General features: G+C 71.2%; 28 protein-coding genes. 18 read left to right on the top strand and 10 right to left on the bottom strand.

Translation table 11 applies throughout. From position 1 onward, the window contains the following. Nucleotides 1–25: 25 nt before the first annotated feature. Nucleotides 26–604, bottom strand: coding sequence for a TetR/AcrR family transcriptional regulator (locus tag OG509_RS02025; RefSeq protein ID WP_406179530.1), 579 nt, complete (start codon nucleotides 602–604; stop codon nucleotides 26–28). 91 nt (nucleotides 605–695) lie between these two features. Here OG509_RS02025 and OG509_RS02020 point away from each other — a divergent pair, with 91 nt between their 5' ends. From OG509_RS02020 to OG509_RS02010, 3 genes are all read left to right on the top strand, one after another. Next, a complete protein-coding gene (locus OG509_RS02020) occupies nucleotides 696–1,142 on the top strand; it encodes an anthrone oxygenase family protein (protein WP_406179528.1) in 447 nt (148 codons plus the stop codon). Nucleotides 1,143–1,269: 127 nt separating this feature from the next. Continuing rightward, entirely contained in the window at nucleotides 1,270–1,620 is a 351-nt protein-coding gene (locus tag OG509_RS02015; protein ID WP_406179527.1) for an antibiotic biosynthesis monooxygenase family protein, read from the top strand. Nucleotides 1,621–1,870: 250 nt separating this feature from the next. Then, nucleotides 1,871–2,221 carry a VOC family protein gene (locus OG509_RS02010; RefSeq protein WP_406179525.1) on the top strand — a complete coding sequence of 117 codons (351 nt, stop codon included), beginning with the start codon at nucleotides 1,871–1,873 and terminating at the stop codon, nucleotides 2,219–2,221. Nucleotides 2,222–2,290: 69 nt separating this feature from the next. On the opposite strand, the gene OG509_RS02005 is transcribed toward OG509_RS02010, so the two are convergent. The 4 genes from OG509_RS02005 to OG509_RS01990 all read right to left on the bottom strand — a co-directional run bounded on the left by OG509_RS02005 (nucleotide 2,291) and on the right by OG509_RS01990 (nucleotide 6,485). After that, the gene (locus OG509_RS02005; RefSeq protein WP_406179523.1) at nucleotides 2,291–2,935 is read right to left on the bottom strand and encodes a response regulator; all 645 of its coding nucleotides are present in this window, start codon (nucleotides 2,933–2,935) and stop codon (nucleotides 2,291–2,293) included. After that, nucleotides 2,887–4,242, bottom strand: a complete 1,356-nt coding sequence (locus tag OG509_RS02000; protein ID WP_406179522.1) for a sensor histidine kinase — start codon at nucleotides 4,240–4,242, stop codon at nucleotides 2,887–2,889. The genes OG509_RS02005 and OG509_RS02000 overlap by 49 nt, the downstream gene beginning before the upstream one ends. Before the next feature lies 1 nt (nucleotide 4,243). Further along, complete coding sequence (locus OG509_RS01995; RefSeq protein WP_406179520.1) at nucleotides 4,244–5,140, bottom strand: CPBP family intramembrane glutamic endopeptidase; 897 nt, start codon at nucleotides 5,138–5,140, stop codon at nucleotides 4,244–4,246. A gap of 214 nt (nucleotides 5,141–5,354) precedes the next feature. Beyond that, complete coding sequence (locus tag OG509_RS01990) at nucleotides 5,355–6,485, bottom strand: NADH:flavin oxidoreductase (protein ID WP_406179518.1); 1,131 nt, start codon at nucleotides 6,483–6,485, stop codon at nucleotides 5,355–5,357. 223 nt (nucleotides 6,486–6,708) lie between these two features. Here OG509_RS01990 and OG509_RS01985 point away from each other — a divergent pair, with 223 nt between their 5' ends. The 4 genes from OG509_RS01985 (at nucleotide 6,709) to OG509_RS01970 (ending at nucleotide 9,316) form a co-directional block, all read left to right on the top strand. Then, nucleotides 6,709–7,206, top strand: a complete 498-nt coding sequence (locus OG509_RS01985) for a MarR family winged helix-turn-helix transcriptional regulator (protein ID WP_406187445.1) — start codon at nucleotides 6,709–6,711, stop codon at nucleotides 7,204–7,206. Between the two features lie 133 nt (nucleotides 7,207–7,339). Next, nucleotides 7,340–7,795 (top strand): NUDIX domain-containing protein, encoded by a 456-nt coding sequence (locus OG509_RS01980; RefSeq protein WP_406179516.1) that lies wholly within the window; start codon nucleotides 7,340–7,342, stop codon nucleotides 7,793–7,795. 130 nt (nucleotides 7,796–7,925) lie between these two features. Beyond that, on the top strand, nucleotides 7,926–9,146 hold the full coding sequence (locus OG509_RS01975; RefSeq protein ID WP_406179514.1) for an aldolase/citrate lyase family protein: 1,221 nt from the start codon (nucleotides 7,926–7,928) through the stop codon (nucleotides 9,144–9,146). Beyond that, nucleotides 9,143–9,316 carry a hypothetical protein gene (locus OG509_RS01970; RefSeq protein ID WP_406179513.1) on the top strand — a complete coding sequence of 58 codons (174 nt, stop codon included), beginning with the start codon at nucleotides 9,143–9,145 and terminating at the stop codon, nucleotides 9,314–9,316. The genes OG509_RS01975 and OG509_RS01970 overlap by 4 nt, the downstream gene beginning before the upstream one ends. A 122-nt stretch (nucleotides 9,317–9,438) precedes the next feature. Here OG509_RS01970 and OG509_RS01965 read toward each other — a convergent pair whose 3' ends face one another. Together OG509_RS01965 and OG509_RS01960 are read right to left on the bottom strand one after the other, a co-directional pair. Beyond that, on the bottom strand, nucleotides 9,439–10,011 hold the full coding sequence (locus tag OG509_RS01965) for a MaoC family dehydratase (RefSeq protein WP_406179511.1): 573 nt from the start codon (nucleotides 10,009–10,011) through the stop codon (nucleotides 9,439–9,441). 217 nt (nucleotides 10,012–10,228) lie between these two features. Continuing rightward, complete coding sequence (locus OG509_RS01960) at nucleotides 10,229–10,699, bottom strand: hypothetical protein (protein ID WP_406179509.1); 471 nt, start codon at nucleotides 10,697–10,699, stop codon at nucleotides 10,229–10,231. A gap of 230 nt (nucleotides 10,700–10,929) precedes the next feature. On the opposite strand from OG509_RS01960, the gene OG509_RS01955 reads away from it, so the two are divergent. Continuing rightward, nucleotides 10,930–11,913 (top strand): LacI family DNA-binding transcriptional regulator, encoded by a 984-nt coding sequence (locus OG509_RS01955; protein ID WP_406179508.1) that lies wholly within the window; start codon nucleotides 10,930–10,932, stop codon nucleotides 11,911–11,913. A 22-nt stretch (nucleotides 11,914–11,935) separates the two neighbouring features. Here OG509_RS01955 and OG509_RS01950 read toward each other — a convergent pair whose 3' ends face one another. Next, nucleotides 11,936–13,186: an ROK family protein gene (locus OG509_RS01950; protein WP_406179507.1), complete on the bottom strand. Its 1,251-nt coding sequence runs from the start codon at nucleotides 13,184–13,186 to the stop codon at nucleotides 11,936–11,938. Between the two features lie 147 nt (nucleotides 13,187–13,333). Here OG509_RS01950 and OG509_RS01945 point away from each other — a divergent pair, with 147 nt between their 5' ends. The 5 genes from OG509_RS01945 to dgoD are packed head-to-tail and all read left to right on the top strand — an operon-like array spanning nucleotide 13,334 to nucleotide 17,811. Beyond that, nucleotides 13,334–14,299: an SMP-30/gluconolactonase/LRE family protein gene (locus OG509_RS01945; RefSeq protein WP_406179505.1), complete on the top strand. Its 966-nt coding sequence runs from the start codon at nucleotides 13,334–13,336 to the stop codon at nucleotides 14,297–14,299. Continuing rightward, nucleotides 14,296–14,922, top strand: a complete 627-nt coding sequence (locus tag OG509_RS01940; RefSeq protein WP_406179503.1) for a bifunctional 4-hydroxy-2-oxoglutarate aldolase/2-dehydro-3-deoxy-phosphogluconate aldolase — start codon at nucleotides 14,296–14,298, stop codon at nucleotides 14,920–14,922. The genes OG509_RS01945 and OG509_RS01940 overlap by 4 nt, the downstream gene beginning before the upstream one ends. Beyond that, entirely contained in the window at nucleotides 14,919–15,860 is a 942-nt protein-coding gene (locus OG509_RS01935; protein WP_406179502.1) for a sugar kinase, read from the top strand. Before OG509_RS01940 ends, OG509_RS01935 begins: the two co-directional genes overlap by 4 nt. A gap of 56 nt (nucleotides 15,861–15,916) precedes the next feature. Beyond that, nucleotides 15,917–16,669 carry an SDR family NAD(P)-dependent oxidoreductase gene (locus tag OG509_RS01930; protein WP_406179500.1) on the top strand — a complete coding sequence of 251 codons (753 nt, stop codon included), beginning with the start codon at nucleotides 15,917–15,919 and terminating at the stop codon, nucleotides 16,667–16,669. Further along, nucleotides 16,666–17,811, top strand: coding sequence for a galactonate dehydratase (dgoD, locus tag OG509_RS01925; protein WP_406179498.1), 1,146 nt, complete (start codon nucleotides 16,666–16,668; stop codon nucleotides 17,809–17,811). Before OG509_RS01930 ends, dgoD begins: the two co-directional genes overlap by 4 nt. 44 nt (nucleotides 17,812–17,855) lie before the next feature. On the opposite strand, the gene OG509_RS01920 is transcribed toward dgoD, so the two are convergent. Both OG509_RS01920 and OG509_RS01915 read right to left on the bottom strand, forming a co-directional pair. Further along, a complete protein-coding gene (locus OG509_RS01920) occupies nucleotides 17,856–18,218 on the bottom strand; it encodes a peptidoglycan-binding protein (RefSeq protein ID WP_406179496.1) in 363 nt (120 codons plus the stop codon). Between the two features lie 190 nt (nucleotides 18,219–18,408). Then, nucleotides 18,409–18,621 carry a hypothetical protein gene (locus OG509_RS01915; protein ID WP_406187850.1) on the bottom strand — a complete coding sequence of 71 codons (213 nt, stop codon included), beginning with the start codon at nucleotides 18,619–18,621 and terminating at the stop codon, nucleotides 18,409–18,411. A gap of 4 nt (nucleotides 18,622–18,625) precedes the next feature. Between OG509_RS01915 and OG509_RS01910 the strand changes: the two genes are divergently transcribed. The 5 genes from OG509_RS01910 (at nucleotide 18,626) to OG509_RS01890 (ending at nucleotide 24,430) form a co-directional block, all read left to right on the top strand. Then, nucleotides 18,626–18,997: a ricin-type beta-trefoil lectin domain protein gene (locus OG509_RS01910; RefSeq protein WP_406187444.1), complete on the top strand. Its 372-nt coding sequence runs from the start codon at nucleotides 18,626–18,628 to the stop codon at nucleotides 18,995–18,997. A 468-nt stretch (nucleotides 18,998–19,465) separates the two neighbouring features. Continuing rightward, the gene (locus OG509_RS01905) at nucleotides 19,466–20,512 is read left to right on the top strand and encodes a substrate-binding domain-containing protein (RefSeq protein ID WP_406179494.1); all 1,047 of its coding nucleotides are present in this window, start codon (nucleotides 19,466–19,468) and stop codon (nucleotides 20,510–20,512) included. A gap of 134 nt (nucleotides 20,513–20,646) precedes the next feature. Further along, nucleotides 20,647–22,236: a sugar ABC transporter ATP-binding protein gene (locus OG509_RS01900; protein WP_406179493.1), complete on the top strand. Its 1,590-nt coding sequence runs from the start codon at nucleotides 20,647–20,649 to the stop codon at nucleotides 22,234–22,236. After that, on the top strand, nucleotides 22,233–23,264 hold the full coding sequence (locus tag OG509_RS01895; protein ID WP_406179491.1) for an ABC transporter permease: 1,032 nt from the start codon (nucleotides 22,233–22,235) through the stop codon (nucleotides 23,262–23,264). Before OG509_RS01900 ends, OG509_RS01895 begins: the two co-directional genes overlap by 4 nt. A 356-nt stretch (nucleotides 23,265–23,620) precedes the next feature. Continuing rightward, entirely contained in the window at nucleotides 23,621–24,430 is an 810-nt protein-coding gene (locus tag OG509_RS01890; protein ID WP_406179489.1) for a DeoR/GlpR family DNA-binding transcription regulator, read from the top strand. Nucleotides 24,431–24,711 lie beyond the last annotated feature (281 nt).

Genomic DNA, 24,711 nt, shown 5'->3' with positions numbered 1-24,711 from the left:
GCTGCGTGCCCGCCGGGGTGGGGTGTCAGATGATGGCGAGCCGGTCCACCAGCAGTTCCACCCTCCGCTCGGTGTCCTTCGGCGGCAGCCGTCCCGCCCGGGTCAGGGTGGCCAGGCCGTGCAGGGCCGCCCAGAACACCTCGGTGAACAGTCCCGGGTGGACGCCGTCCCCGGCAACCTCGGCGAGGCACTCGAGCAGGGCGGCGAAGGCGTCCTTCAACGGCTCCGGGGTGTCCTCGTGCGCGAACGCCAGGCCGCCGTCGAGCTGGAACATGGCGTCGTAGACCGCCGGATTGCGTTCCGCGAAGTCGAGGTAGGCGCGGGCGAGGGCGGTGACCCGGGTACGAGGGCCGTCCGCGGCGGCGGTCGCGGCCCGCAGTGCCCCGGCCATCTCGGCGGCACCTTCGAGGGCGACGGCGCCGATGATCTCGCGCTTGCCGCGGAAATGGCTGTAGAGGACGGGCTGGCTGTACTCGATGCGCTCGGCGAGCCGGCGGGTGGTGACCGCGTCCCAGCCCTGCTGCTCGGCGAGTTCGCGGGCCGTCGCCACGATGAGGCGCTCACGGTCCGCCCGTTCGCGCTGCTTGCGTTCCTGTACCGACATGAATCGATCCTAGCACCGCTAGACAATCGAGCGGCAGTAGTACTAGCGTTGCCTCAACACCTAGCGATGCTAGATCCCAGGAGGGGTCATCATGCCCAACGCACTCCAGGTCATCACCACCGTGGTCGTCGGCGTGATGGTGGGGGTGGAGTTCTCCGTCGCCTTCGTCATCAACCGGATCCTCAACGCACTCCCCGGGGACAGCGGCCAGCTCGGCCGCGCCCACGGAGGCCGGATGCTCGGCGCCGTGATGCCGATCTGGTACATCACCTCGCTCGTCCTCGCCGCGGCCTGGGCCATCACCGGATGGCACCACCCGGGCACCGGCCTCGTCGTCACCGCCGCCGGACTGCTGATCCTCAGCGTGATCATGTCGATCCTGCTGCTCGTCCCGATCAACAACCGGAGCAAGACCTGGACCCCCGAGAACCGGCCCGCCGACTGGAAGGAGCAGATGAACCGCTGGGACCGCTACCACCACATCCGCGTCGCCGTCATCATCGCCGCCTTCACCCTGCTGGTCACCGCCCTCACCTGAGCCCGCGGCACCGCCACCTCCATCTGCATCCAGGACCCCGGCACCAACACCCTCGAACTCCGCTGGCATCCCCAGGAGGCGGGCCCCAGTGACACCCACTGACCGACAGCGAGAGGAAGTACCGAAAATGGCCAAGCTGCAGAGTCTCGACCCGCACACACCGATGTTCGCGCAGTTCAAGGAAGAGACCGGGCCCATCGTCCTGGCCAACACCTTCTTCGTCCCGAAGGAGAGGACCGAATCGTTCCTGGCCCTCTTTCGGAGGCAGGCCGAGTTCATGAAGGCTCAGCCGGGATTCGTCTCCCTGCAGATGCACAAGGGAACGGCGGACAGTCAGCTTCTGATGAACGTCGCGGTCTGGGAGTCGACCGAGGCGCTCGCCAAGGCGCTCGGCAGCCCGGAGTTCCAGCGCATGGCGGCCGAGTTCCCCGACGACATCGTGTCGTACCCGCACCTCTTCGAGCAGATCGACGTATGACACGCGGCAGCCGTGGCCCCGTGACGGGGTGATGTCAGGTGGGCGCGGTTGCCGTGGGACGAGTACGCCTCGTCCCCGGCGACTGCGTCCGGGCGGGTGCGGGGACGGCCGGCGGCATCCCAGATCCCGCTGTCCGCCGGCCTTCAACTCAGTCGGCGTGTCATCGAACCCGGCCGAGGACCTTCTCGACCCTGGCGTGCCAGGATGCCGGGGACACGACCGTCAGCACGTCGATGAACAGGGGCCAGCCGTGATCAGCGGTGCACATGTCATCCTCTACAGCCGCGACGCCGAGGCGGACCGTGCTTTCATCCGTGACGTCCTCGGCTTCCCCGGCGTCGACGCGGGCGGCGGCTGGCTCATCTTCAAGCTGCCCCCGTCCGAAGTCGCCGTGCACCCGGCCGATGGCCCACCCCGGCACGAGTTCTACCTGATGTGCGACGACCTTGATTCCCAGCTCGGCGAGTTCCGCGCGAAGGGCGTCGAGATCACCCGCCCGGTCAGCGAACAGCGCTGGGGCAAACTGACTGCGGTCCGGCTTCCCAGCGGCGGCGAACTTCCGCTGTACGAACCGCTGCACCCCGTCGCCCACAGTTTGTGACCCAACAGCGCCCGGCCCGCCCCATCGCACGACGCTCAGATGCTGCGTCAACGAACTCGCTCTGCGGTCCTACCGCTTCAGGTAGGCCAGTACGGCCAACACTCGGCGGTTGTCGTCCGCGGACGGTTCGATCCTCAGCTTGGTGAAGATGGCCGCGGTGTGCTTGGCGACCGCGCTCTCGCTGATGAACAGGGCGTGCGCGACGGCCGCGTTGGAGCGGCCCTCGGCCATCAGGCCCAGTACGTCCAGCTCGCGAGGCGTCAGCTCCGCCGTGGTGCCGCGCGCGTCACTGCGGGCCAGCAGCCGGGCGATGACCTGCGGGTCCATCACGGTGCCGCCCGCGGCGACGGTGCGGACCGCGTCGACGAACTGGGCGGTGCGCGTGACCCGGTCCTTCAGCAGGTACCCGATGGCGCCCCGGCCCCCGGCCAGCAGTTCGTGCGCGTAGAGCTGGTCCACGTACTGGGAGAGCACCAGGACCGGCAGCGCCGGACGGACCCGCCGGGCCTCCAGGGCCGCCTGGAGGCCCTCGTCGGTGAAGGTGGGCGGCAGCCGGATGTCGACCACGGCCACGTCCGGCTCCTCCTCGATGAGCGTGCGCAGCAGGGCGGGGCCGTTGTCGACGGCGGCGACCACCTCGAAGCCGTGCTCCCGGAGGGTGCGCGTCAGCCCGTCCCGGAGGAGGAAGAGGTCTTCGGCGAGGACGACGCGCACGGTATCTCCAAGGTCGCGGTGGTCGGTCCGCCCAGCGGGCTGTGCAGGACGAAGGTTGCGTCGAAGGGGTCCAGCCGGCGCCGGACGCCCCGCAGTCCGCTCCCGCCGGGGTCCGCGCCGCCGCGGCCGTCGTCGGCAACCGTGACCCGCAGCACGCCGTCCGCATGGGTCAGGCGGATGCGGACCTCGGGGGCGCCGGAGTGCTTGGCGGCATTGGCGAGCAGCTCCGCGACGGCGAAGTAGCCTGCGGACTCCACGGGCGCGGGCAGCCGACCCGGCAGGTCGGCCTCGACGTGGACGTCGAGATGACTGTCCAGGGCCAGCGAGCGCAGGGCGTCGCCGAGTCCCCGGTCGGCGAGGACGGGCGGCAGGACTCCGTGCACCAGCTCCCTGAGGTCCTGGAGCGCCCGCTGGGAGGTGGCGCGCACCTCGCGCAGCAGCGCGCGAGCGGCCGGGAGGTCGGTGTCGAGGAGCCGGGTGGCCTCGTCCAGGGTCATTCCCAGGGCGACCAGCCGGGCCTGCGCGCCGTCGTGCAAGTCCCGTTCGATGCGGCGCAGTTCGGCGGCCTGGACGTCGAGGACGTCGGCTCGGCTGTCGGCGAGGTGCTCGATGCGGCGGAGGAGTTCGGTCGTGTACGGGGCCGTCAGCAGCCGCCCGCTCCAGCGGGAGTGCAGGCGCAGAACGGCAGGAGCCAGACGTACACCCGTGACGACGAGCCCGAGGCCGAGCAGGAGCGCCGCCAGCATCGAGGGGGTGGAGTCGACCAGGACGAAGGCGTACCAGTTGCCGTCGCCCAGGAGCTGCCAGACGAAGGGCTGCACGAGCGCGCCGAAGACCCCGTACTCGACGAGCAGCAGGGGCACGGCGACGAGCAGGGCACCCGTCCACGGTTCGCCCCAGGCCCAGCGCAGGTCGTGCCAGAACCCCTCGTCGCCGAGCAGGGCGACGGCCCGGCGCCACCGGTGTCCGGGTACGCGCGGAGAGGTGGGGTCAGGTGGCAACGGAGTATCCGGGAGCGGTTCCGGAGGGCTGATCGAGGTCCCCGTCCAGCGGGCGGCCCAGCCGCGGTAGCGGTCGGACAGGCGGCGCAGCGCCGCCGCGGCGGGCGGGAGCAGCGGGAAGCCGATCCCGATGGGCAGCAGGAGCAGCGCGCACACCACGAGGCCGCCGGTCCCGAACACGGCGAAGGCGGCGAGCGAGAGCAACTGGCAGCGGCCGAGATCCGTCAGGGCGCCCCGGATGCCTGGACGTGCACCGCGGTGCCGGCTGCCCTCCCGCTGCGCCATGCCCACCCGTGGTTCCGTCACGTCAGCGCGCCCCGTGCGCCGCCTCGGTGATCATATCCGGGTGCGCCGGAGCCCGGCGGGCGGCCGCGGCGAGCCACGGGAGCGCCGCGGTGAGGCAGGCGGCGCCGAACAGCACCATGGGCAGCACCGCCCCGGACTCCTCGTCCGCCACCAGCAGCATTCCGAGGTTGACCAGCGCGTGGAAGGTGCCCGCGAGCAACAGCCGGTTGCTGCGGACCCGTTCCAGGGCCAGTCCGAGGATCACTGACAACGCGACGGCGCCCAGCAGGAATCCGGCCGCGTACGCCGGTGCCTGAGCGAGGACGGGTACGTGCCACAGCCCCCAGACGACGCCCGCCAGACAGGAGGCCGCGAGGGGGCCGAAGCGGGTGCGCAGCAGCGGCTGGAGGTAGCAGCGCCAGCCGATCTCCTCACCGCAGGCTCCGGCCAGTTGTGCGGCCACGACCAGCGCGAAGGGGTTCTCCAGCGCCCAGGGGCCGGTCAGGGACAGGTTGCCCGGCGACGCCAGGGCGCCGCCGCCCGCGCACAGCGCGGTGATGAGGACGGGCGTGAGCAGGAGCGCCGTACGGCGGCCGGCCGGGATCCGCGCGTCGCGCGCGGCCGGTCGGCGGCCCCGTACGGGCAGGGCGCCCCTTAGCCGGTCCCGGATCCGCCCGGGCCACAGCAGCGCCACGGCCGCCACGGCCACGGCCGGCCCGAACTGGGTCAGTTGCACCACCTCGGGTGGGATCCCCGTCGCGGGCTGCACGGCTCCCCAGAACCCCGCTCCCACGAAGGCGACCGCGACGAAGACCCCCGCTTCCGCCGCCCACCTCGTCGGCGACTGTTCCTGACTCCGCGCCCGTACCCGTACCCGTATCCCGTCCGGCATCGTGCCCGGCCCCCCCGTCGATCGCATCCGGCGCGTCCGTCACGCCGGGCCTGCGAAGACTCTGCCGGTGCGGCCCCGCGCCGTCTCTGTACGTGGGTGCCGAGGGGGGTGTACCCAGGTACACCCCCCAGCGAATGCGGGCCGGAGCCTCCCGTGCGGCGCGGCACGGTTCCTCGTCCCGCAGGACCGATGTCGCGGGGGCGTCCTTGGACCGGCCGTCCGGACGGCTACCGGCTACCGGCTACCGGCTGAGGGACTTGAGCGCCGACGGATCGTACGGCTTCAGCTCGTCGAAGCGGTTGCCGAGGACCTTCACCGCCCACTGCGGGTCCTGGAGCAGCGCCCGGCCGACGGCGACCATGTCGAACTCGTCGCGTTCCATGCGGTCCAGGAGGTTGTCGATGTCGCCGAGGGCCGCACCCTCGCCGGCGAAGGCGCGGATGAAGTCGCCGTCGAGGCCGACCGAGCCGACGGTGATGGCCGGCCGGCCGGTGAGCTTCTTGGTCCAGCCCGCCAGGTTCAGGTCCGAGCCCTCGAACTCCGGGATCCAGTAGCGTCGGGTGGAGGCGTGGAACGCGTCGACGCCCGCCTCCGCCAGCGGGGTCAGGATCGCCTCCAGTTCCTCCGGGGTCTGCGCGAGGCGTGCGTCGTAGGCCTCCTGCTTCCACTGCGAGTAGCGGAAGATCACAGGGAAGTCGGCCGGGACGCGTTCGCGGACCGCGGCCACGATCTCCGCGGCGAACTTCGTACGGGCCGCTGCGTTGCCGCCGTAGGAGTCGGTGCGGCGGTTGGTCCGCTCCCACAGGAACTGGTCGAGCAGGTAGCCGTGGGCGCCGTGCAGTTCGATGCCGTCGAAGCCGATCCGCTCGGCCTCCGCGGCGGCGTCGGCGAACGCGCCGATGACGTCGTCGAGGTCGGCGCGGGTCATCGCCTTGCCGGTCCCCTCGGTGCCGTCGACGCGGATGCCGGAGGGGCCGACGGCGGGGGCGTCGGCATACGGTGCCTCGCCCTGCTTGCGCACCATGCCTATGTGCCACAGCTGAGGCACGATCGTGCCGCCCGCCTCGTGCACGGCGGCGGCGACCTTCGCCCACCCCGCCAGCTGGTCCTCGCCGTGGAACCGCGGGACCCGGTCGCTCTGCCCGGCGGAGTCGTGACCGACGTAGGTGCCCTCGGTGACGATCAAGCCCACACCCGCGGCGGCCCGGCTGGCGTAGTACGCCTGCACGTCCTCGCCGGGCACGCCGCCGGGGGAGAACATCCGCGTCATCGGCGCCATCGCGATGCGGTTGGGGACGGTCAGGCCGTTGAGCGTGACTGGCCGGGACAGGATCTCGGCGGCGCGGGAGGCGGTGGACGTGGTGACGGTCATGCGGGTCCTCCGGGGTGAGGCTGTGGCTCGTAGCGGTGACAACGAGGAGTGCATAATACACATGCTATGTATCATGCATATTGCAGCGTCCGGCCGTCGTGCGGCGCCGCCCGCAGGCCGAGCCGTGCAGGGGTCCGCCGGGCCCCGGGCTTACCGGGTCGGCGATAATGGAGCGCCGGAAGGAGCTGGAGGCGTAGTGCTGGAGAAACTGGAGCGGGAGCTGATGCTGCTCTCGCGGCACCAGGTGCTTGCCCGGCGCGAGCGCGATCCCGAGCGTCTGGAGCGGTCGGCGTACCTGCTGCTCAGTCGGATCGACACACAAGGCCCCATGTCCATCGGGCAGTTGGCGGAGGCCTTCGGGCTCGATACCTCGACCGTGAACCGTCAGACGGCCGCGCTGCTGCGCTGCGGGCTGGCCGAGCGCGTCGCGGACCCGGACGGCGGCATGGCCCGCAAGCTGCGCATCACCGCCGAAGGCGGGCGCCGGCTCGCCGGAGACCGTGAGGTCAACCAGTCCTGCCTGGCCCGGGTGGTCGCCGACTGGTCCCCTGAGGAAGTACGGGAGCTGGAGGACGTCCTGGTCCGGCTCAACCGCAGCGCCGAGGCCCTCGAAGGACGGTACTGGCCGCGCACGGAGGAAGACGACACCGGCGCCGCATGCCACCCGCCGGTCCCGTACGAAGCCCCGACTCAGGCTCCGCAGACACCCGCGACCCCCTGACCCGTGCCGAGGCCGCCGTGCAGGCGTACTGGATCATGGATGTGTGCTTGCACATTCGGGCTCCGGTCCGTGAGCCAGGCGTCCCGGCAGAGATCCCTTCTGCTGGAGAGGCATCTCTTCCGAGGAGTCATTCATGACCGCATCCGTCAGCCGCGCGAGGGCCACCGCGTCCGCCGCCGCCATCGTCAGCGACGAACGGGGCCGAGTGCTCATCGTCAACCCCGTCTACAAGGAGCGGTGGAACCTGCCGGGCGGCCACATCGAGGAAGGGGAGCTCCCCGCCGCCGCCGCGCGCCGAGAGGTCCGTGAGGAAATCGGCCTGGACCTGGAGATCGGGGATCTCCTCGTGACGGCCTGGGTGACCAGGGCGGAAGGCTCGCACGTCTTCTACGTCTTCGACGGCCCCGAGCTGAGCCCGGAGCAGCAGCAGGCCATCACGCTCCAGGAGTCGGAGATCGGTGAGATCCGTTTCTGTCTCCCCGAAGACATCTCTCCCAGCATGGTTCCGCCCTTCGCCCTCGCCATATGGCGCAAGGCCCTCAAGGCACGTGAGGACAATCGCGCCGTCTACCTCGAACTCGCCCTGTAGGCCCGCGCTCCACGCATGGTTCACGCTGCGCCTCGGCCTCGATCCCCTCAAGCGGCCCGGCCGGCGGTGATCGCGCCCGTCCCCCCGGCGGCTCCGTGACGGGATCACGCACCGCACGTAGGGTGGTTCCATGGAGATCAGAGAGTTGCAGTGGTTCGTGGCTCTCGCCGAGTGCGAGCACGTGACCTCCGCGGCCGAACGACTCAACATCGCTCAGCCCACCCTCTCTCGCGCGCTCGCCCGCCTGGAGAAGCGGGTGGGGGTGGCGTTGTTCGACCGCAAGCAGAACCGGCTCCACCTCAACAAGTACGGTGAGGTGTTCCGCGCGCACGCCGTGCGTGCCATCAGCGAGATGGAGCGCGCGGAACAGCGCATCGCCACCCTGATCGATCCCGACACCGGGACCATCACCCTCGGCTTTCTCCACTCCTACGGGACCTGGCTGATCCCCGCACTGCTCGCCGGGTACCACGCGATCGCACCGGCGACCACCTTCGATCGACGTACGCGACTGTGGCCCCCTTCCCTCAGCGCGACCGTCCGGTTCGACGGCCCGTCCGGCCGGGGAGCGCGGACGGGGACTCACCATCGTCGGCCACCTCACCGACCGCGTGGAGACCACGACGTCCGGCCAGGGGCACATGATCCGGGCCGACCTGAGCCTCACCCCGCCCGCTCCCCACGGGGTGATGTGATGGCCCTCGCTCCCCGGTACGCCCGCTCGTGGCTGTTCACCCCGGCGGACCGTCCCGATCGCTACCCGCGTGGCGACAGGCCCGGTGCGGACGCGGTCGTCCTGGACCTCGAAGACGCCGTCGCCCCTGGACGTAAGGCGCTCGCCCGCCGCCACCTCACCCGGGTCGGCGCCGTCGACGTACCGGTCTGGGTGAGGATCAACGACCGCACCAGCGAGCACTGGCGTGACGATCTGGAAGCCGTCGCGGGCCTGCCCGCCTTCGCCGGGGTGATGCTGCCGAAGGCCGAGCACGCCGAGCACGTGGCCTCGACGGCGGCCCTCCTGCCGGCCGGTACACCCGTCGTCGCCCTGGTGGAGACCTCGCTCGGCATGGAGAACGCCTTCGCCATCGCCCGCGAGAGGGCCACCTTCGCCCTCGCCTTCGGCGTCGCCGACTTCCGCCGGGAGACCGGTCTGGGTGACGCACCGAGGCGTGGGCGTACTGCCGGACCAGGCTGGTCATCGCCAGTCGCGCGGCCGGACTGCGCGGCCCCGTCGACGGTCCCGCCATGCACCTGGACGACATCGCCGCGGTACGCGCCGAGGCGTATGCGAGCCGGGCCGGGGGATTCACCGGCAAGCTCTGCATCCACCCGGCGCAGACAGCCGCCGTGAACGCCGCCTACAGCCCGGCTCCGCAGCACATCGCCTGGGCCCGCCGGGTGCTGGAACAGGCCGCGCACAGTGAGGGCGCCGCGGTCCGGGTGGACGGGGAGATGATCGACCGGCCCCGCCTGGACCATGCCCGTGACCTGCTGGAGTTCGCGGCAGCGGTGGACGGATAAAGAGGCCCCGGCCGCCGCTAGCTGCTCGTACGGGGCCCCGCCGACCTCCTGAAGGCCGGCGGGGCCCCGTACCCGTGCCCTGCGGGAACCGGACGAAGCACTCGCGCGCGTGGCGGCCCCGGTCAGCTCTCCAGGCCCGCCGCCACCCTGGAGCGCTCGTCCCACACGGGTCGGACGGCGGCGAACGACGGCCCGTGGCCGCGCCGGTACACCATGAGCGTCCGTTCGAAGGTGATGACGATGACGCCGTCCTGGTTGAAGCCGACCGTACGCACGCGGACGATGCCGACGTCGGGCCTGCTGGAGGAGGTTCGTGCGGCCAGGACCTCCGACTGCGAGTAGATCGTGTCGCCCTCGAAGACCGGGTTCGGCAGGCGGACCCGGTCCCATCCCAGATTCGCCATCACATGCTGGGAGATGTCGGTGACGCTCTGCCCGGTCACCAGGGCCAGGGTGAAGGTGGAGTCCACCAGGGGGCGGCCCCATACCGTCTGCGCCGCGTAGTGCCGGTCGAAGTGCAGTGGCGCCGTGTTCTGGGTGAGCAGGGTCATCCACGAGTTGTCCGTCTCCAGCACGGTCCGTCCGAGGGGATGCCGGTACACGTCCCCCACCGCGAAATCCTCGAAGTAGCGGCCCTGCCAGCCCTCCACGGGAGCGCGGTCCTGGACGGGGCGGCTGTGGTTCTCGTTCGTCATGACCTCATCCTCGGAACGGCGGGGCCGACTTGTGAAATGACGGGATGTGCGCCGTCCCATGTGTGACACGCATGGCCGAGCCGCCTCCTCCTGCCATGCGCGCCACGCATAGGACGGCGGTCATCTCGTCATTTCACAGCGGCCCATGGGCGGCGCAAGGGTGTCCCCGCACATTCCGACTGCCCCGGAGGGCCCCTATGCCCGCGCCGCATCCACCTCACCGACCAGCCGCCGGACCGAGGTTCGAACCTGATGATGCATCGGTTGCCGGACCGCTCGCCGGCCCCCCGCGCATGTAGGGCTCGGTCTCGGGGCTGTCACCACCGCCGATGTTGTAGCGGGCGATGGTGAGGCCGATTCCTTCGGTGCCGTAGAGGGCGTCGGCGAGCCGGTTGCGCTGGGCGTCGGGCCAGCCATCCGTGACATTGGCGAACCAGGCGAGTGCGGTGCCCCATCCCTCGAACGGCGCCTGCTGGTAACCGGGATCGAGGCGGACGGGGACCGCTGCCGGCCGGACGGGGGCGGCGGCGGCCGGAGGCGACGCCGCACCGCCGACGAGGAGTGCGGCGACGGCCGCGAGCGAGGTGGCGAGGCGGTGCGTAAGCGGCGCCGGGCGACGCCCCGGGGCCTTCTTCTGATACCGAGCACAGCTGGTCTCCTGTCGGGAGCGGATTCCCGGGCGCAGCATGATGTTTGCGTTAACATAGGAGGGTGGGGAGAGTTTCGAAGCGGTGGGCGGACGTGTCAAGAGGACCGGCGAGTAGCGCGAGCGCCCGCCCTTTCGGAGCGCAGCGCTAACATCCGTACGGAGTGCACCACGCACTCGGCTCGGAGCAGGGGTTCGGAGGTCCGGTTCACATGTCGCGCGAGGTCGGAGCAAGATCACCGAGGTCCCGTCCGCTGCGCCAGTCACCCTCCATGGCCGATGTCGCCGCGATGGCGGGGGTCTCGTCACAGACGGTCTCCCGCGTGGCCAACAACCGGGAGAACGTCGACGCGTCCACCCGCGAGCGGGTGCTGGCCGCGATGAAGATGCTCGGGTACCGCCCCAACACGGCCGCCCGGGCGCTGGTCACCGGACGTTTCGGCACGCTGGGCGTCATCAGCTTCGACATCAGTGCCTACGGCAACGCCAGGACCTTCGCCGCCATCTCCGACGCCGCCCGCGAAGCCGACCTGTTCGTGAACTTCATGGGAGCCCGGGCGCAGACCGGAGCCGCCGTGCGCCAGGCGTTCCAGCAGCTGATGGTCCAGTCGGTGGACGGCATCATCCTCATCGAGTCGCAGATCCTGGACACCCCCGAACTCCGCCTGCCGTCCGCGGTCCCCGTGGTCTTCGCCGACGGGGACACCGGCCACCGCTACGCCAACGTAGACATCGACCAGGCCGAGGGCACCCGCAGCGTCGTGGCGCACCTGCTGGGCCTCGGCCACCGTACGGTCTGGCACGTCGCGGGGCCCCGCGACTCCTACGCGGCGCGCCGCCGGGCCGAGGCGTGGCACCGCTCGCTCAAGGATGCGGGCACCGTCGTACCACCGCTGCTCTACGGTGACTGGTCCGCGGCCTCGGGGTACCGCGCCGGACGTGAACTGGCCGGCCGCCCGGAAGCGACCGCGATCTTCGCCGCCAACGACCAGATGGCCCTCGGCGTCATGCGCGCCTTGCAGGAGGCGGGGCGGCGCGTGCCGCAGGACGTGAGCGTGACCGGATTCGACGACGTACCCGAGGCCGCGTTCTTCCCCGCCCCCCTCACCACGGTCCGGCAGGACTTCGACGCCGTGGGCCGCCACTGCGTCAGACTGCTTCTCAAGCAGATCGGCGGCGAGAGGGGCAGCCCGCGCCAGGCGTCGGTGGCGCCCGTCCTGGTGGTGCGCGAGAGTACGGCGGCCCCGGCCGGCTGAGTGGCCGGGCGCCGGGCCACCCTCAGGACGTCCGGGCTTTCGCCGCCCTGGCGGCACGGCGCCCCGCCGCCACGGTGCCGAAAGTCTCGCGGTCGTCCAGGAAGCCCTCCAGAGCGAAGGTGGCGGCTCCGAGGCTCACCGGGTTGTCCGGCACGGTGCTCAGCTGGAAGCTGAGCGCCTGGAGCGTCGCCGGCAGCGCGTGCGCCGCGATGACGTCGCGGGTCTGCCGCAGCAGCGGTTCGCCGAGCCGGTCGGCCACCCACCCGCCCAGTACCAGGGTCTGAGGATTGAACAGGTTGAGGAGATCGGCCGCGGCCTCCCCCAGGTAGCGGGCGGTCCGCGCCACGGTTTCGGCGGCCACGGCGTCGCCCGCCGCCGCGGCGCGGGCGACCTTGGTGACGACGGCGTCCTCGTCCGGGTCCAGGAGGGGGCTTTCCCCGTCCAGTTCCCGCACGGTGCGGGTGATGCCCCGGGTGCTGACGTAGGCCTCGACGCAGCCCTGCCGGCCGCACCGGCATTCCCGGCCGCCGCGGACCAGGCAGGTGTGACCCCACTCCCCGGCGCTGTTGGTGGCGCCCCGGTAGAGCGCTCCGTCGACCGCGATGCCCGCGCCGACGCCGGCCCGGAGGGTCAGTACGACGAGGTCGTCGACCTCGCGTCCGGCGCCGAACCACATCTCGGCGACGGTACCGGCCTTGAGCGGGTTGTCCAGGTACAGGGGCATCGGGAGGCGCTCGGCGAGAAGGGAGCGCAGTGGCACGTCGCGCCAGGACCAGTAGGGCGAGAAGACGGACACGCCGCCCTCGCGCTCGACGAGGCCGGGGACGCTGACCCCCGCGCCGAGGATGTGCGGGGTCACGCCCGTGGCGTCCGAGAGGCCCTCGACCCCCGTCACGATGGCGTCGACCACGTGCTCCGGCCGGACATCGGTCTGCGGCAGCGGCACCCGTACGCTGCGCAGCACCGTCAGCGCCAGGTCGAACAGCTCGACCTGGACGGACGTCTCGGCCACGTCGATCCCGATGAGCGTCCCGCGCTCCGCGTTGACCGCGAGGCGTGCCCGCGGGCGTCCGCCCTTCGAGTCCTCGTGGCCGGCCTCGCGGAGCACTCCCGCCTCCAGCAGCTCCGCGACGAGATTGGCCACGGTGGCGAAGGACAGTCCGGTCGCTGCGGCGATCTCCTGTCGGCTCACGGGGCCGGGTGCGGCGAAGACGCACCGCAGCGCGTCGAACCGGTTGCGGCGGCGGATGTCCTGGGCGGTGCGTTTCGCCATGGAGTGCGTCCTTCCGTGTCGTGGCAGATCCGTGTCGTGGCAGAGGCTCTCGGGTGAGGAGGAGCTTATTCCAGGCGTTGGACGATGAGTATTTACATGGGTTAGAAGAACTCCTAGAGTTTCGTCGCACAAGAGAGGAGCGACACCATGCACCTGACCGCACTGCCGTGCGCGCCCGTGCCGGGACGCCTCACCGAGGGACCCGTCTGGCACGCCGGACGCGGTGACCTGCTGTGGGTGGACATCACGGCGGGCCTCGTCCACCGGGCTCGTCTGGTGGCCCGCGATGACGACAGCGGCCTGCCGGACCTCGGGCCCAGGACGACCGTCAGCCTCGACCGGCCCGTCGGGGCGGTCGCGCCCTGCACGTCCGGCGGGCTCCTCGCGGCCGCCGGAACGTCCTTCCTGCGGGTCGACGACGCCGGGGTGGTCACGGAGTTCTCCGCCCCGGTCGGGCCGGACGACAGCACGCCGCGACGGTTCAACGACGCCAAGTGCGACCCCGGCGGCCGACTGCTGGCCGGCACCATGGCCTACGACGCGACCCCTGGCGCGGGCACCCTCTACCGCCTCGACCCCGACGGCACCGTGACGGTCGTGATCGACTCGGTCACCATCTCCAACGGCCTCGGCTGGAGCCCGGACGGCCGGCTGCTGTACTACGCCGACAGCCCGACGCGCCGCGTCGACGTCTTCGACCACGACCCCGTCACCGGCGCCCTCTCGGCCCGCCGCCCCTTCGCCGTCACCGGCTCCGCCGGCGTGCCGGACGGCCTGGCGGTCGACACCGAGGGCCGCATCTGGGTGGCGGTGTGGGGAGCCGGGCAGGTCAGGGCGTACACCCCCGACGGCGCACTCCACGCCGTCGTGACGGTCCCCGCCTCACAGGTGTCCAGCTGCGCCTTCGCGGGCCCGGACCTGGATCTCCTGATGATCACCACCGCGGCCGACGGGCTGACGCCCGAGCAGCTCTCGGCGGAGCCGCTCGCCGGCCGGATCTTCATCTGCCGGCCCGGCGCCACCGGTGTGCCGGTTCCGCCCTTCGCCGACGACCCGGCGCGGTACCCCGCGTCCTTCACCACCCCTCACGACCCCCGAGGTTGCGCATCATGACCGACCTGGTCCCCGCACTCGCCGCCGCCCCCGCGATAGCCATCCTGCGCTCGCACTCGCCCCGCCGCTTCGCCGCCACCGCCGACGCCCTTCACCACGCGGGCATCCGAGCAGTCGAGTTCACCCTCACCACCCCGGACGTCCTGCCCGCACTGCGCGAGTACGCCCAGTCCAGGCCCGCCGAACTGGCCCTCGGCGCGGGCACCGTCATGACACCGTCCGACGCGACGCGCGCCGTGGAGGCCGGCGCCACCTACCTCATCACCCCGGCCACCTGCCTGGACGTCATCGTGGAGGCACGCCGCCTCGCCGTCCCCGTGCTCCCCGGCGCCCTGACGCCGAGCGAGATCGTGGCCGCCTGGCGAGAGGGCGCCACCATGGTCAAGCTCTTTCCCGCCTTCATCGGAGGCCCGGACTACCTGCGCGCCGTCCGGGCGCCCCTGCCCCACATCCCGCTCATCCCCACGGGAGGCATCGGACTCGACCAGGCCCCCGCCTACATGGCAGCCGGGGCGAGCGCCCTGGGCATGGGAAGCCCACTGGTCGGAGACGCCTGCGAGGGCGGCGACCTGGGCGCGCTGCGCGAACGGGCGGCCACGCTGTTGGACGGCATCCGCTCATGACCGCGCTCGTCACCCTCGGAGAGGCCATGGCCGTCCTGGCCGCCGACCGGCCCGGCCCGCTGGCCTGCGGCACCCCGCTCCGCCTGGGGTTCGCAGGTGCGGAAGCCACGGTCGCCATCGGCGTCAGCCGCCTCGGCCACCCGGCGTCCTGGACCGGACGGGTAGGGGCCGACAGCTCCGGCACCATGATCCTCGACGGACTTCGGGGCGAGGCCGTGGACATCAGCCGGGCCCGCGTCGACGACGCCGCACCGACCGGACTCATGCTGCGTGAACGCCGCACACCCGACCACACCCGCGTCACCTACTACCGGCGCGGACTCGCCGGCTCCCGCCTCGCTCCCGAGGACATAGACCCGGAACTCGTCACCCGGGCCCGCGTCCTGCACGTCACCGGCATCACCTCCGCCCTCGGCGACGCCCCGCGCGCCGCGGTCCGGCGGGCCGTCGACCTCGCCCGCGCCGCCGGAGTCACCGTCTCCCTGGACCTCAACTACCGGGCCCGGCTGTGGACCCGGGAGGAGGCCGCGGCCGAGCTCTCCGACCTCGTCACCCGCGCCGACATCGTCTTCGCCGGCCCCGACGAGGCCGCCCTGGTCGTCCCCGAGGCCGATCCCGCCTCCATGGCGCGCGCCCTGCTCCTGCTCGGCCCGCGCGAGGCCGTCATGAAGCTCGGCGCCCGAGGAGCCCTCGCGGCCACGGACGGCGGGGAGGCCGTCCAGGACATCGTGCCGGTCACCCTGGTGGACCCGATCGGCGCCGGGGACGCCTTCGTCGCCGGGTACCTCGCCGGACTCCTCGACGGTGCGCCCCTCCCCGGCCGTCTGCAGCTCGCCGCGACGTGCGGGGCCTTCGCGGTAGCCGCTCCCGGCGACTGGGAGGGCCTGCCCCGACGCGCCGAACTGGACCTCCTCCACGGCGACGACGTCACCCGCTGACCGGGGCGTCCCGTCCAGCGGCATTCCGGCCCACGACAGCACAGGAAAGATCAGTCATGAACCGATTCACAGGGCGAACCGCCGTCGTCACCGGCGCCTCGTCCGGCATCGGCGCAGCCAGCGCCGTACGTCTGGCCGCCGAAGGAGCGGCCGTCGTCCTCGCCGACATAGCCGAGGAGGCGGGTACCGCAGTCGCGCGGCAGATCCGCGACGGCGGCGGCCGCGCCGAGTTCGTACGGTGCGACGTCTCCTCCGAACAGGAGTGGATCCGTCTCCGGGAACGCACCCACACGCTGTTCGGCCCGGTGGCCGTCGTGCACAGCAACGCCTTCACCCACACGTACGCGCCCGCACACGAGCTGCCCGGGAGCAGCTGGGACCGCGACATGGCGGTCAACCTCAAGGCGCCCTACCTGGCCGTCCGGACGTTCCTCGACGACCTGCGCGCCGCCCGCGGCTCCTTCGTCGCCACGTCCAGCGTGCACGCTCTGTGCAGCCTGCCGGGCCATCCGGCCTACGCCGCGGCCAAGGGAGGCATGTGCGCGCTCGTGCGCCAGCTCGCGGTCGAGTACGGGCCGCAGGTGCGGTTCAACTCCGTGCTGCCGGGCCCGATCCTCACCGAGAACTGGCAGGACGTGGACGAGGAGGGCCGCCTGCTCTCCGCCCGCGCCACGGCCCTCGGGCGGCTCGGCCACCCCGAAGAAGTGGCGGCCGCCGTCGCCTTCCTCGCGTCCGACGACGCCTCGTACATCACCGGAACGAACCTGACCGTGGACGGCGGCTGGGCCGTGAAGAAGGAGTCCAAGTGAAGATCACATCCCTGCGGACCTATCTGGTCGCCCCCCGTTGGTGCTTCCTGCGCGTGGACACCGACGAGGGCATCACCGGCTGGGGAGAACCGGTCGTCGAGGGCCGCGCGCACACCGTCGCGGCCGCCGTCGAGGAACTGTCCGACCATCTCGTGGGCCAGGACCCGATGCGCATCGAGGACCATTGGCAGGTCCTCATCAAGGGCGGCTTCTACCGAGGCGGCCCCGTCCTGTCCAGCGCGGTCGCGGGCATCGACCAGGCATTGTGGGACATCGCGGGCAAGGCGCTGGGCGTGCCGGTGTGGCAGCTGCTCGGCGGCAACGTCCGGGACCGGGCCCGGGTGTACAGCTGGATCGGCGGCGACCGGCCGACCGATGTCGCGCAGCAGGCCGCCGCCCGCAAGGCCGAGGGCTTCACGGCCATCAAGATGAACGCCTCGCCCCAGCTGGAACTGATCGACACGCCGCGCGCCGTCCGCGACATCGTCGAACGGGTGGAGAGCGTCCGCTCGGAGGTCGGCGACGGCTTCGACATCGCCGTGGACTTCCACGGCCGCCTCACCCTTCCCATGGCACGGCGGGTGCTTCCCCTCCTGGAGCCGTACCTGCCGTTCTTCGTCGAGGAACCGGTGGTACCCGAGATGAGCGCCCACATCGGCGAGGTCGTGCGCTCCACCAGCATCCCCATCGCCACCGGAGAACGGCTGTACTCCCGTTGGGACTTCAAGCCGGTGCTCCAACAGGGGATCGCCATTGCCCAGCCCGACCTCTCGCACGCCGGTGGGATCTCGGAGGTGCGGCGCATCGCGGCGATGGCCGAGGCGTACGACGTCTCCCTGGCGCCGCACTGCCCGCTCGGCCCGATCGCGCTGGCCGCCTGCCTCCAGGTCGGCTTCGCCACACCCAACCTGCTGATCCAGGAGCAGAGCCTCGGGATCCACTACAACGCCGGGTCGGACCTGCTGGACTACCTCACCGACCGGTCCGTCTTCCGCTACGAGGACGGCCACGTCGCCCTGCTCACCGCACCCGGACTGGGCATCGACGTCGACGAGAAGGCCGTCGAACGCGCCGCCGAGACCGGCCATCGATGGCGCAACCCGGTGTGGCGACGGGCCGACGGATCCCTCGCCGAATGGTGAGGCGTTGAGCCCCGCGCGGGGCTCACGAGGCGGCCGGCCGGGCGTCAGGAGGTCAAGGACTCCAGCCGCCACCGAGTGGCCGGGCCGTAGACCCCCGGCGGGTCGCCACGGACGCCGTACTTCGCCTGGAACCGCTTCACCGCGTCGTCGAGGTGCTGGTCGTAACGTCCTCGCTGGGGGAGGGACCACAACCCCAGCTGCGCGAGGCGCCGCTGCAGATCGGTGACCTGAGGCCCCGCGTCGTGCCGGCGCAGCGTCGGCTTCTCGGAGGGGGCCGTCGGCGCCGTGGGGGAGGCCGGCACGGTGCTCGGACTGCCGGATTGCCGGCCGGCGGCCGGCGCCGCGTTCGTACCGGTGGGCGTGCCGGTCGTGGGCGTGGACGGGGCCGCCGAAGACGGCGTACGCACCGGCCCGTTCCCCGCTGTCGGCGGTACGCCCCGGGGAGGGTTCGGGAGCGGGCCGGGGGACCGGGACGCCTCGGGCGGAGTGCTCGCTCGCCGTGGTCGTCCCTGCGGCCTGGGGGCCCGAGCCGCCCGTCGCGGCTGAGGGGCAGCCACCGCAAGTGCACGTCGAGGCAGGCGGCGCGGGGTCGCCGACTCAGTCGGGGAGCAGGGCGCGGCCCTCCGCGTCCGCCTCACCCCATCGTTCGCCCAGCGCGTCGCCCTCCGCGACGGGGCCGTCGCCCAGCGACCGGACCACGCCCAGCGACCGGCCCACGCCCAGCCCCACACCGACCACGGAGGCCGCGACGGCCGATCCGGTACAACCCTTCCGGGCCTCGGCGTACGTTCCGGCCGTCAATTCCGCCACCGGTCTGTGTCTGGACGTCCGCGGCGGCACCTTCTCCAACGGCGTCGACGTCATCACCGCACGCTGCCGTGCCGGGGCGCCGGCGCAGCAGTGGCGCCTCGATGACATGGGCCTCCTGCACAATGCCGCCAACCCGGGCTACTGCATGGACGCGCGCGGTTCCACAGGGGACGGCGTGGGCATCTGGTCGTGCTCGGCATTCGGCAGGGCCGAGGGGGACAACCTGGTTTTCTCCACCGATGCGACGGGGCGCATCAAACCTCGGATCGCACCGGGCTACGCCGTGACGTCCAGGAGCGGTGGGCCCGGAGCACCCGTCGCCTTCGGCCGTACGGGCCCGGCGGCCGAGCAGCGCTGGAACGAGCCCACCGGGTAAGCACCCTTGCGCCGGTATTCAAACAGATTCAGACACATTCCGATGTGAATCAACATGGTCAGGTCTGTCGATGTGGGCGTCTGCGGCGTACCGTGCCGCATGGGCGGCGCCCCGCGGCCTTCGGCCGGACCGCTCGCCAGCGGCCGCAGGGGCGGCCCTGCGGCTCCGGAGTGCCCCTGGAGGTCACGGGGGCGCATCAATCCGAAACCCCCGCTTCGCACTGTTGACTTATGACGGAAACAGCGCTTTTCTCTGTTGCATCAAGTTTGAAAACGGCCGACTGTGGCGGATTCCATCACGAGGGGATCGTCCCCTGGGGCTTGCCGGCCGAGGTCGGACACCTCTCCCTCGCACGGTCCGCCGGGACCTGCAGCCCCGGGCGGCGATCACGACGGCCGGACCGAACCCCACCCCATCTCAAGTGCCCCACTGGTCGCCCGGTGCGACCGTTCAAGCAAAGGGATCGACATGCTCACTCACCACCACCGCCCTGTAGCCGCCGCGGCCCTGAGCCTGGCCACGATGCTCGTCCTGTCCTCGTGTTCCAGTGGTCAGGAGACGACGGGCGGGACCGCGGACGTCGGGAAGGTCGACGGGAAGATCTCCCTGACCTATCTGCAGAAGCAGGGCGACCAGGAGTACTTCATCGGCGAGGCCGCCGGTGCGAAGGCGAAGGCGAGTGAGCTCGGCATCGACCTGAAGGTGGTGAACCTGGGCAATGACGCGAACAAGACGGTGAGCGAGGCCCAGGCGGCCATCTCGCAGAAGAGCAACGGGCTGATCGTGGTCGTTCCCGACCCGGCCGTGGGCCCGCAGGTCGTACAGCTGGCGAAGACCGGCAAGGTGGCGCTCCTGACCTCGGACGACCAGATCTGCAGCACCGGCCCGAACCCCGCCGCCTGCGGCGGCGATGCCCTGGTGCCCCGCATCGGGTTCAGTGGCGAGCAGATGGGCGGCGAGGTCGGCAAGCGGGCCGCCGAGGAATTCAAGAAGGCCGGCTGGAACCCGGCGGAGACGCGGACGATATCGGCCTGGAAGCAGGACGTCACCGTGTGCACCGACCGTGTCAGCGCCTCGAAGAAGGCGTTCGCGGATGCCGCGGGCGCGTCGGTGCAGAACATCGACGTGCCGACGGACAACTCCCCGACGGGCGCGCAGGACAAGATCGCCGCGACGATCACCGCCAACGCCTCCGTGAAGCACTGGGTGGTCTGGGGCTGCAACGACGAGAACGTCCAGGGCGGGGTCACCGCCCTGGAGAACGCCGGCTTCAAGGCCGACAACGTGATCGGCGTCGGCCTCGGCGCCTACCTCGCCTGCAAGAACTGGAGCTCCGGCAAGCCGTCCGGGATGAAGGCCGCGCTCTTCATCAACGGCAGTGACGTCGGTGCCCTGGCGGTCCAGACGATGTACGACAAGCTCAAGAACGGCAAGGACTTCCCCAAGGAAGCCTTCGCCCCGACCAAGATGGTCGACGCCTCCAACTGGAAGGACGCGGGCATCACCTGCAGCTGAGCCCGAGCCCGAGGCCAGGACGGGTACGGCCCGCCGCAGCGGCAGCCGTACCCGCCACCCGTCCAGACCACCACCGCCGACCAGCAGCGTCGCCGGCACGAACGCCCCACGTAACCCCAGCTTGCGAGGCCCCCATGACCACAGCCGGTACAGAGCCACCCGCCCCCGACCAGGATCCCGGCGAAGAGATCTCCGTCGAGAACATCACCAAACGGTTCGGTGCGGTACAGGCGCTCAGCGGCGTCACGCTCGCCTTCCCCCGGGGCCGGGTGACCGCCCTCATGGGGGAGAACGGCGCGGGCAAGTCGACCCTGTTGAAGATCCTCACCGGTGACCACCAGCCCACCGAGGGGAGCATCGTCTGGGGCGGGCGTCCGAGGACCCTGTCGTCACCGCACGACGCCCACAAGGCCGGGATCCGCATCATCCCGCAGGAACCCGAGATCATCCCGCACGTCTCGGTCGCCGAGAACGTGTACGCGGGGGCTCTGCCGCGCACCGCCCTGCGCCGCCTCGACCGGGCCGAGCTGCGCCGCCGCATCACCGCCGACCTGGCCCGCCTCGGATTCGAGAAGGTCATCCACCCCGATCAACTGGGATCCGAACTCACTGCCGCACAGCGCCAGTTGGTGGAGATCCTGCGGGCGCTGACCGGTGACGCCAAGGTCATAGCCTTCGACGAGCCCACCTCCTCCCTCTCCGAGAACGAGGTCGAAGCACTCTTCGGCCTGATCGACCGGCTCCGGGACCAGGGCATCGCCGTCATCTACGTCTCCCACCGCATGAAGGAGATCTTCCGTCTCGCCGACCGCATCGCGGTCCTGCGCGACGGAGCGGTCGCCGGCGTGCTGGAAGCCCGCGACACCAACGAGGGGGAGGTCGTCCGCCTGATGGTCGGCCGCGACCTGTCCTCCCTGTTCGTGCGACAGGACGTCGCCCGCGACGAGGTGGTCCTGCAGCTGGAAGGCGTGACCACCGACGACGTCAGCGGTGTCGACCTCCACGTCCGTGCCGGAGAGGTGGTCGCCCTGGCCGGACTCATGGGGGCCGGACGGTCCGAGCTGGCCCTCGCCCTCGCCGGCGACCGGCCCATCCGATCGGGTCGCGTCTCCGTGAACGGCAGCCCCCTGCGTCTGCGCAGCCCCAGGGACGCGATCCGCGCGAGCATCGGACTCGCCCCGGAGGAACGCAAGGCCCAGGCGCTGTTCCTCCACCGTTCCATCCGGGACAACACCTCCCTGGTGAGCTTGGACCGGCTGCGCCGCTGGCGCTTCGTCCAGAGCCGCCAGGAGCGGGCGGTGGCGCAGGACTTCTCCGACAGGCTCCGGGTGCGCACACCCTCGATCGAGCACGAAGTGCGCAAACTGTCGGGCGGAAACCAGCAGAAGGTCGTGCTCGCCCGCTGGCTGCTGCGCAAGCCCAAGGTCCTGATCCTGGACGAGCCGACGCGCGGGATCGACATCGGTGCCAAGGCCGAGATCTACCGCATCATCGCCGACCTCGCTCGGGAGGGGGTCGCCCTGCTGGTGATCTCCTCCGAACTACCCGAGGTCCTGGGCCTCGCCGACCGGATCGTCGTGATGCAGAACGGACGCGTCACCGGCGAGCTCAACCGGTCGGAAGCCACCGAGGAGGCCATCCTCAACCTCGCCATGGCAGACGACCTCGCCCCCGTCTCATCCGACCGACCGCTCACCGACTCCGCCGATGGAGACGCTCGATGACCACCACCCAGACGCCGGCCACCACCGAGAACCTTCCCGCTCCGGCGCGGAAGGGCGGAGGCCCCCTGCTCTCCTCGCTCGGCGGCCAGAACCTCAGCCTGATCGGCGCCCTCGTCCTCGTCCTGGCCCTGTTCGGGTTCCTCAACGACAACTACCTCAGCCTCGCCAACATCCAGGTCATCGGCGAGGCGGTGACGATCACGGGGCTGCTCGCCATCGTCCAGACGGTCGTGATCATCTGTGGTGGCCTCGACATATCCGTCGGCTCCCAGGCCGGCCTGGCCTCCGTCGTGAGCGCCATGGTCTTCACGTCCGGTGGATCCAACCCCTACCTCGGGATGGCCGCCGCGATCGGTATCGGCATCCTCGTGGGTGTGGTCAACGGCGTCGCCATCGTCTACGGCCGGGTCAACCCCACCATCGCGACGCTCGCGGGCCTGGCCGCCTACAAGGGCGTGGCCCAGCTCGTCTCCGACGGCCGCGCGCAGGGCTACGTCCTCAACGACCCCCTCTTCGTGTTCCTCGGCCGGGGGAAGATCGCCGGGGTACCGGTGATGATCTGGATCCTGGTGGTCGTGGCGCTGGCGGTGCACGTCATGCTGAAGTACACGGACATCGGCCGCAACATCTACGCGATCGGCGGCAACGACACCGCGGCGCGGCTGGCGGGCATCAACATCAACAAGTACCTGGTCGCCGTTTACGCGCTCATCGGTGTGGTCGCGGCGGTCGCGGGCATCCTGCTGACCGCGCGGACCGGCTCGGGGCAGCCCGTCTCGGGAAGCGAGGGCCTCGAACTCAAGGCCATCACGGCGGCGGCGCTGGGTGGCTGTGCGCTCAAGGGCGGCAAGGGCGGCATCGGCGGCACGCTCCTGGCCGTGGCGCTGCTCGGCGCGCTGGAGAACGGACTGACCGTCCAGGGCATCAACACCTTCTGGCAGAACGTCGCCCAGGGCGCCCTCCTCGTCGCCGCCGTCGTCATCCAGCAGCGCCGCAGCGGCGAACGGGCCGTCGGGCTGCCCCACTGACACGGCGCACACGACGGTAGTGCGGTCGGTACGACGAGGCCCGGCCCGGGAGGGCGGGCCTCGTCGGGCGAAACGTCCTCCGGCCTGAGACACGATCAGCCGCAAGGCGGGGGAGGGGGAGGGAGAGGGAGAGGGGATCGGGGGAGAAGCCTTTCGGTGCGCGCCGCCCCAATTCGTCATAATGGTGTCTGGTGACGGTCACGAGTGCTGGCCAATCGGATACGCATCCCGGTAAATCCGTCCTTCGGTACGAACGTTCGGCAGATCAGGTCCTGTGCACCCCTTGCCTGCCCTTATTGGATGCCGTGTACAATTGATCTCTGTCTGGAATTTGCTAGAGATCATTGGGTGGGACTGTGACGGAGTCGGCACCGCTGGCGGCCCAGCGGCGAGAACTGATCCTCGATACCGTGCGCCGCAAGGGAGCGGTGCGCGTTGCCGCCCTCGTGGAGCAGCTCGGGGTGTCCGACATGACCATCCGCCGCGACCTGGACGTGCTCGCGAAGGCCGGGTCGGTCGAGAAGGTGCACGGCGGGGCGGTGAGTACATCCGGCACCACAGGCGACGAGCCCGCTTTCGAGACCAAGTCCACCCTCAAGTCGGCGGCCAAGGCCGCGGTCGCCGAAGCGGCCGCCCAACTGGTGCAGCCCGGAAGTGTCGTGGCGATCTCCGGCGGCACGACGACGTACGCCGTCGCCCACCGTCTGCGCGACATCGCGGGCCTGACCGTGGTGACCAATTCCCTGCCCGTCGCCGAGCTGCTGCGGTCGTTCCGGACGGAGGACGGCGCCGCGGCCCCGACCCTGCTGGTCACGGGCGGGGCGCCCACCAAGTCCGCCTCCCTGGTCGGGCCGTTGGCGGACCAGGCGATCCGCTCCCTGCAAGTCGACCTCGTCATCGTCGGCGCGCACGGCGTTTCCGAGCGCGCCGGGGTGACCACTCCGAACCTCGCGGAGGCGGAGACCAACCGCACCCTGATCTCCGCCGCGACGCGCTTGGCCGTTGTGGCCGATCACAGCAAGTGGGGCGTCGTCGGGCTGAGCCGGTTCGCCGGCCTGTCCGAGATCGACTACTTCGTGTCAGACGACGGACTCGCCGAGCAGGCACGCACCGTCCTCGGTGAGCAGGTCGGCCGGCTGATCCTGGCGGACACCCGGGGGGCGTGACGCCGGGCGGCGCACCATGGCCGGGTGGGCCCTGCCATCGTCCGCCTTCGCGCGTATTCATCCGGAGCCATGCGCGCCGGCGCCCCGAATCGTTCAGAACCAAAGCGGCATTTCGACGCTCATATGAGGGCGCGTCGTGCGTTTGACCATGCATCAGGCGGGTGTCAAGCAATTGTTCCGGGCGAGGATTCGCCCGGAAATTGATTACGCTGCACGCCTCTTGGCGCATCCGGCAGCGGTGCAATGCATTCGCCGGCACCTCTTGGTCGCATATACGGCAT

Origin of the sequence: Streptomyces sp. NBC_01006, assembly GCF_045162725.1 — a bacterium.
Lineage (GTDB): Bacteria > Actinomycetota > Actinomycetes > Streptomycetales > Streptomycetaceae > Streptomyces.
Note: the sequence above shows the minus strand (reverse complement) of the source record. Positions and strands in the feature narration are given on the sequence as shown.

Excerpts from the sequence above, each read along its gene's own strand:
- OG509_RS02015 (WP_406179527.1), top strand. The coding sequence starts at position 1,270 with ATGGCCAAGCTGCAGAGTCTCGACCCGCACACACCGATGTTCGCGCAG.
- OG509_RS01905 (WP_406179494.1), top strand. The coding sequence starts at position 19,466 with ATGCTCACTCACCACCACCGCCCTGTAGCCGCCGCGGCCCTGAGCCTG.
- OG509_RS02025 (WP_406179530.1), bottom strand. The coding sequence starts at position 604 with ATGTCGGTACAGGAACGCAAGCAGCGCGAACGGGCGGACCGTGAGCGC.
- OG509_RS01945 (WP_406179505.1), top strand. The coding sequence starts at position 13,334 with ATGCACCTGACCGCACTGCCGTGCGCGCCCGTGCCGGGACGCCTCACC.
- OG509_RS01935 (WP_406179502.1), top strand. The coding sequence starts at position 14,919 with ATGACCGCGCTCGTCACCCTCGGAGAGGCCATGGCCGTCCTGGCCGCC.
- OG509_RS02020 (WP_406179528.1), top strand. The coding sequence starts at position 696 with ATGCCCAACGCACTCCAGGTCATCACCACCGTGGTCGTCGGCGTGATG.
- OG509_RS01950 (WP_406179507.1), bottom strand. The coding sequence starts at position 13,186 with ATGGCGAAACGCACCGCCCAGGACATCCGCCGCCGCAACCGGTTCGAC.
- OG509_RS01985 (WP_406187445.1), top strand. The coding sequence starts at position 6,709 with ATGCTGCTCTCGCGGCACCAGGTGCTTGCCCGGCGCGAGCGCGATCCC.
- OG509_RS01975 (WP_406179514.1), top strand. The coding sequence starts at position 7,926 with ATGGAGATCAGAGAGTTGCAGTGGTTCGTGGCTCTCGCCGAGTGCGAG.
- OG509_RS01955 (WP_406179508.1), top strand. The coding sequence starts at position 10,930 with ATGGCCGATGTCGCCGCGATGGCGGGGGTCTCGTCACAGACGGTCTCC.
- OG509_RS01980 (WP_406179516.1), top strand. The coding sequence starts at position 7,340 with ATGACCGCATCCGTCAGCCGCGCGAGGGCCACCGCGTCCGCCGCCGCC.
- OG509_RS01960 (WP_406179509.1), bottom strand. The coding sequence starts at position 10,699 with ATGCTGCGCCCGGGAATCCGCTCCCGACAGGAGACCAGCTGTGCTCGG.
- OG509_RS01930 (WP_406179500.1), top strand. The coding sequence starts at position 15,917 with ATGAACCGATTCACAGGGCGAACCGCCGTCGTCACCGGCGCCTCGTCC.
- OG509_RS01990 (WP_406179518.1), bottom strand. The coding sequence starts at position 6,485 with ATGACCGTCACCACGTCCACCGCCTCCCGCGCCGCCGAGATCCTGTCC.
- OG509_RS01965 (WP_406179511.1), bottom strand. The coding sequence starts at position 10,011 with ATGACGAACGAGAACCACAGCCGCCCCGTCCAGGACCGCGCTCCCGTG.
- OG509_RS01995 (WP_406179520.1), bottom strand. The coding sequence starts at position 5,140 with ATGCGATCGACGGGGGGGCCGGGCACGATGCCGGACGGGATACGGGTA.
- OG509_RS01895 (WP_406179491.1), top strand. The coding sequence starts at position 22,233 with ATGACCACCACCCAGACGCCGGCCACCACCGAGAACCTTCCCGCTCCG.
- OG509_RS01900 (WP_406179493.1), top strand. The coding sequence starts at position 20,647 with ATGACCACAGCCGGTACAGAGCCACCCGCCCCCGACCAGGATCCCGGC.
- OG509_RS01940 (WP_406179503.1), top strand. The coding sequence starts at position 14,296 with ATGACCGACCTGGTCCCCGCACTCGCCGCCGCCCCCGCGATAGCCATC.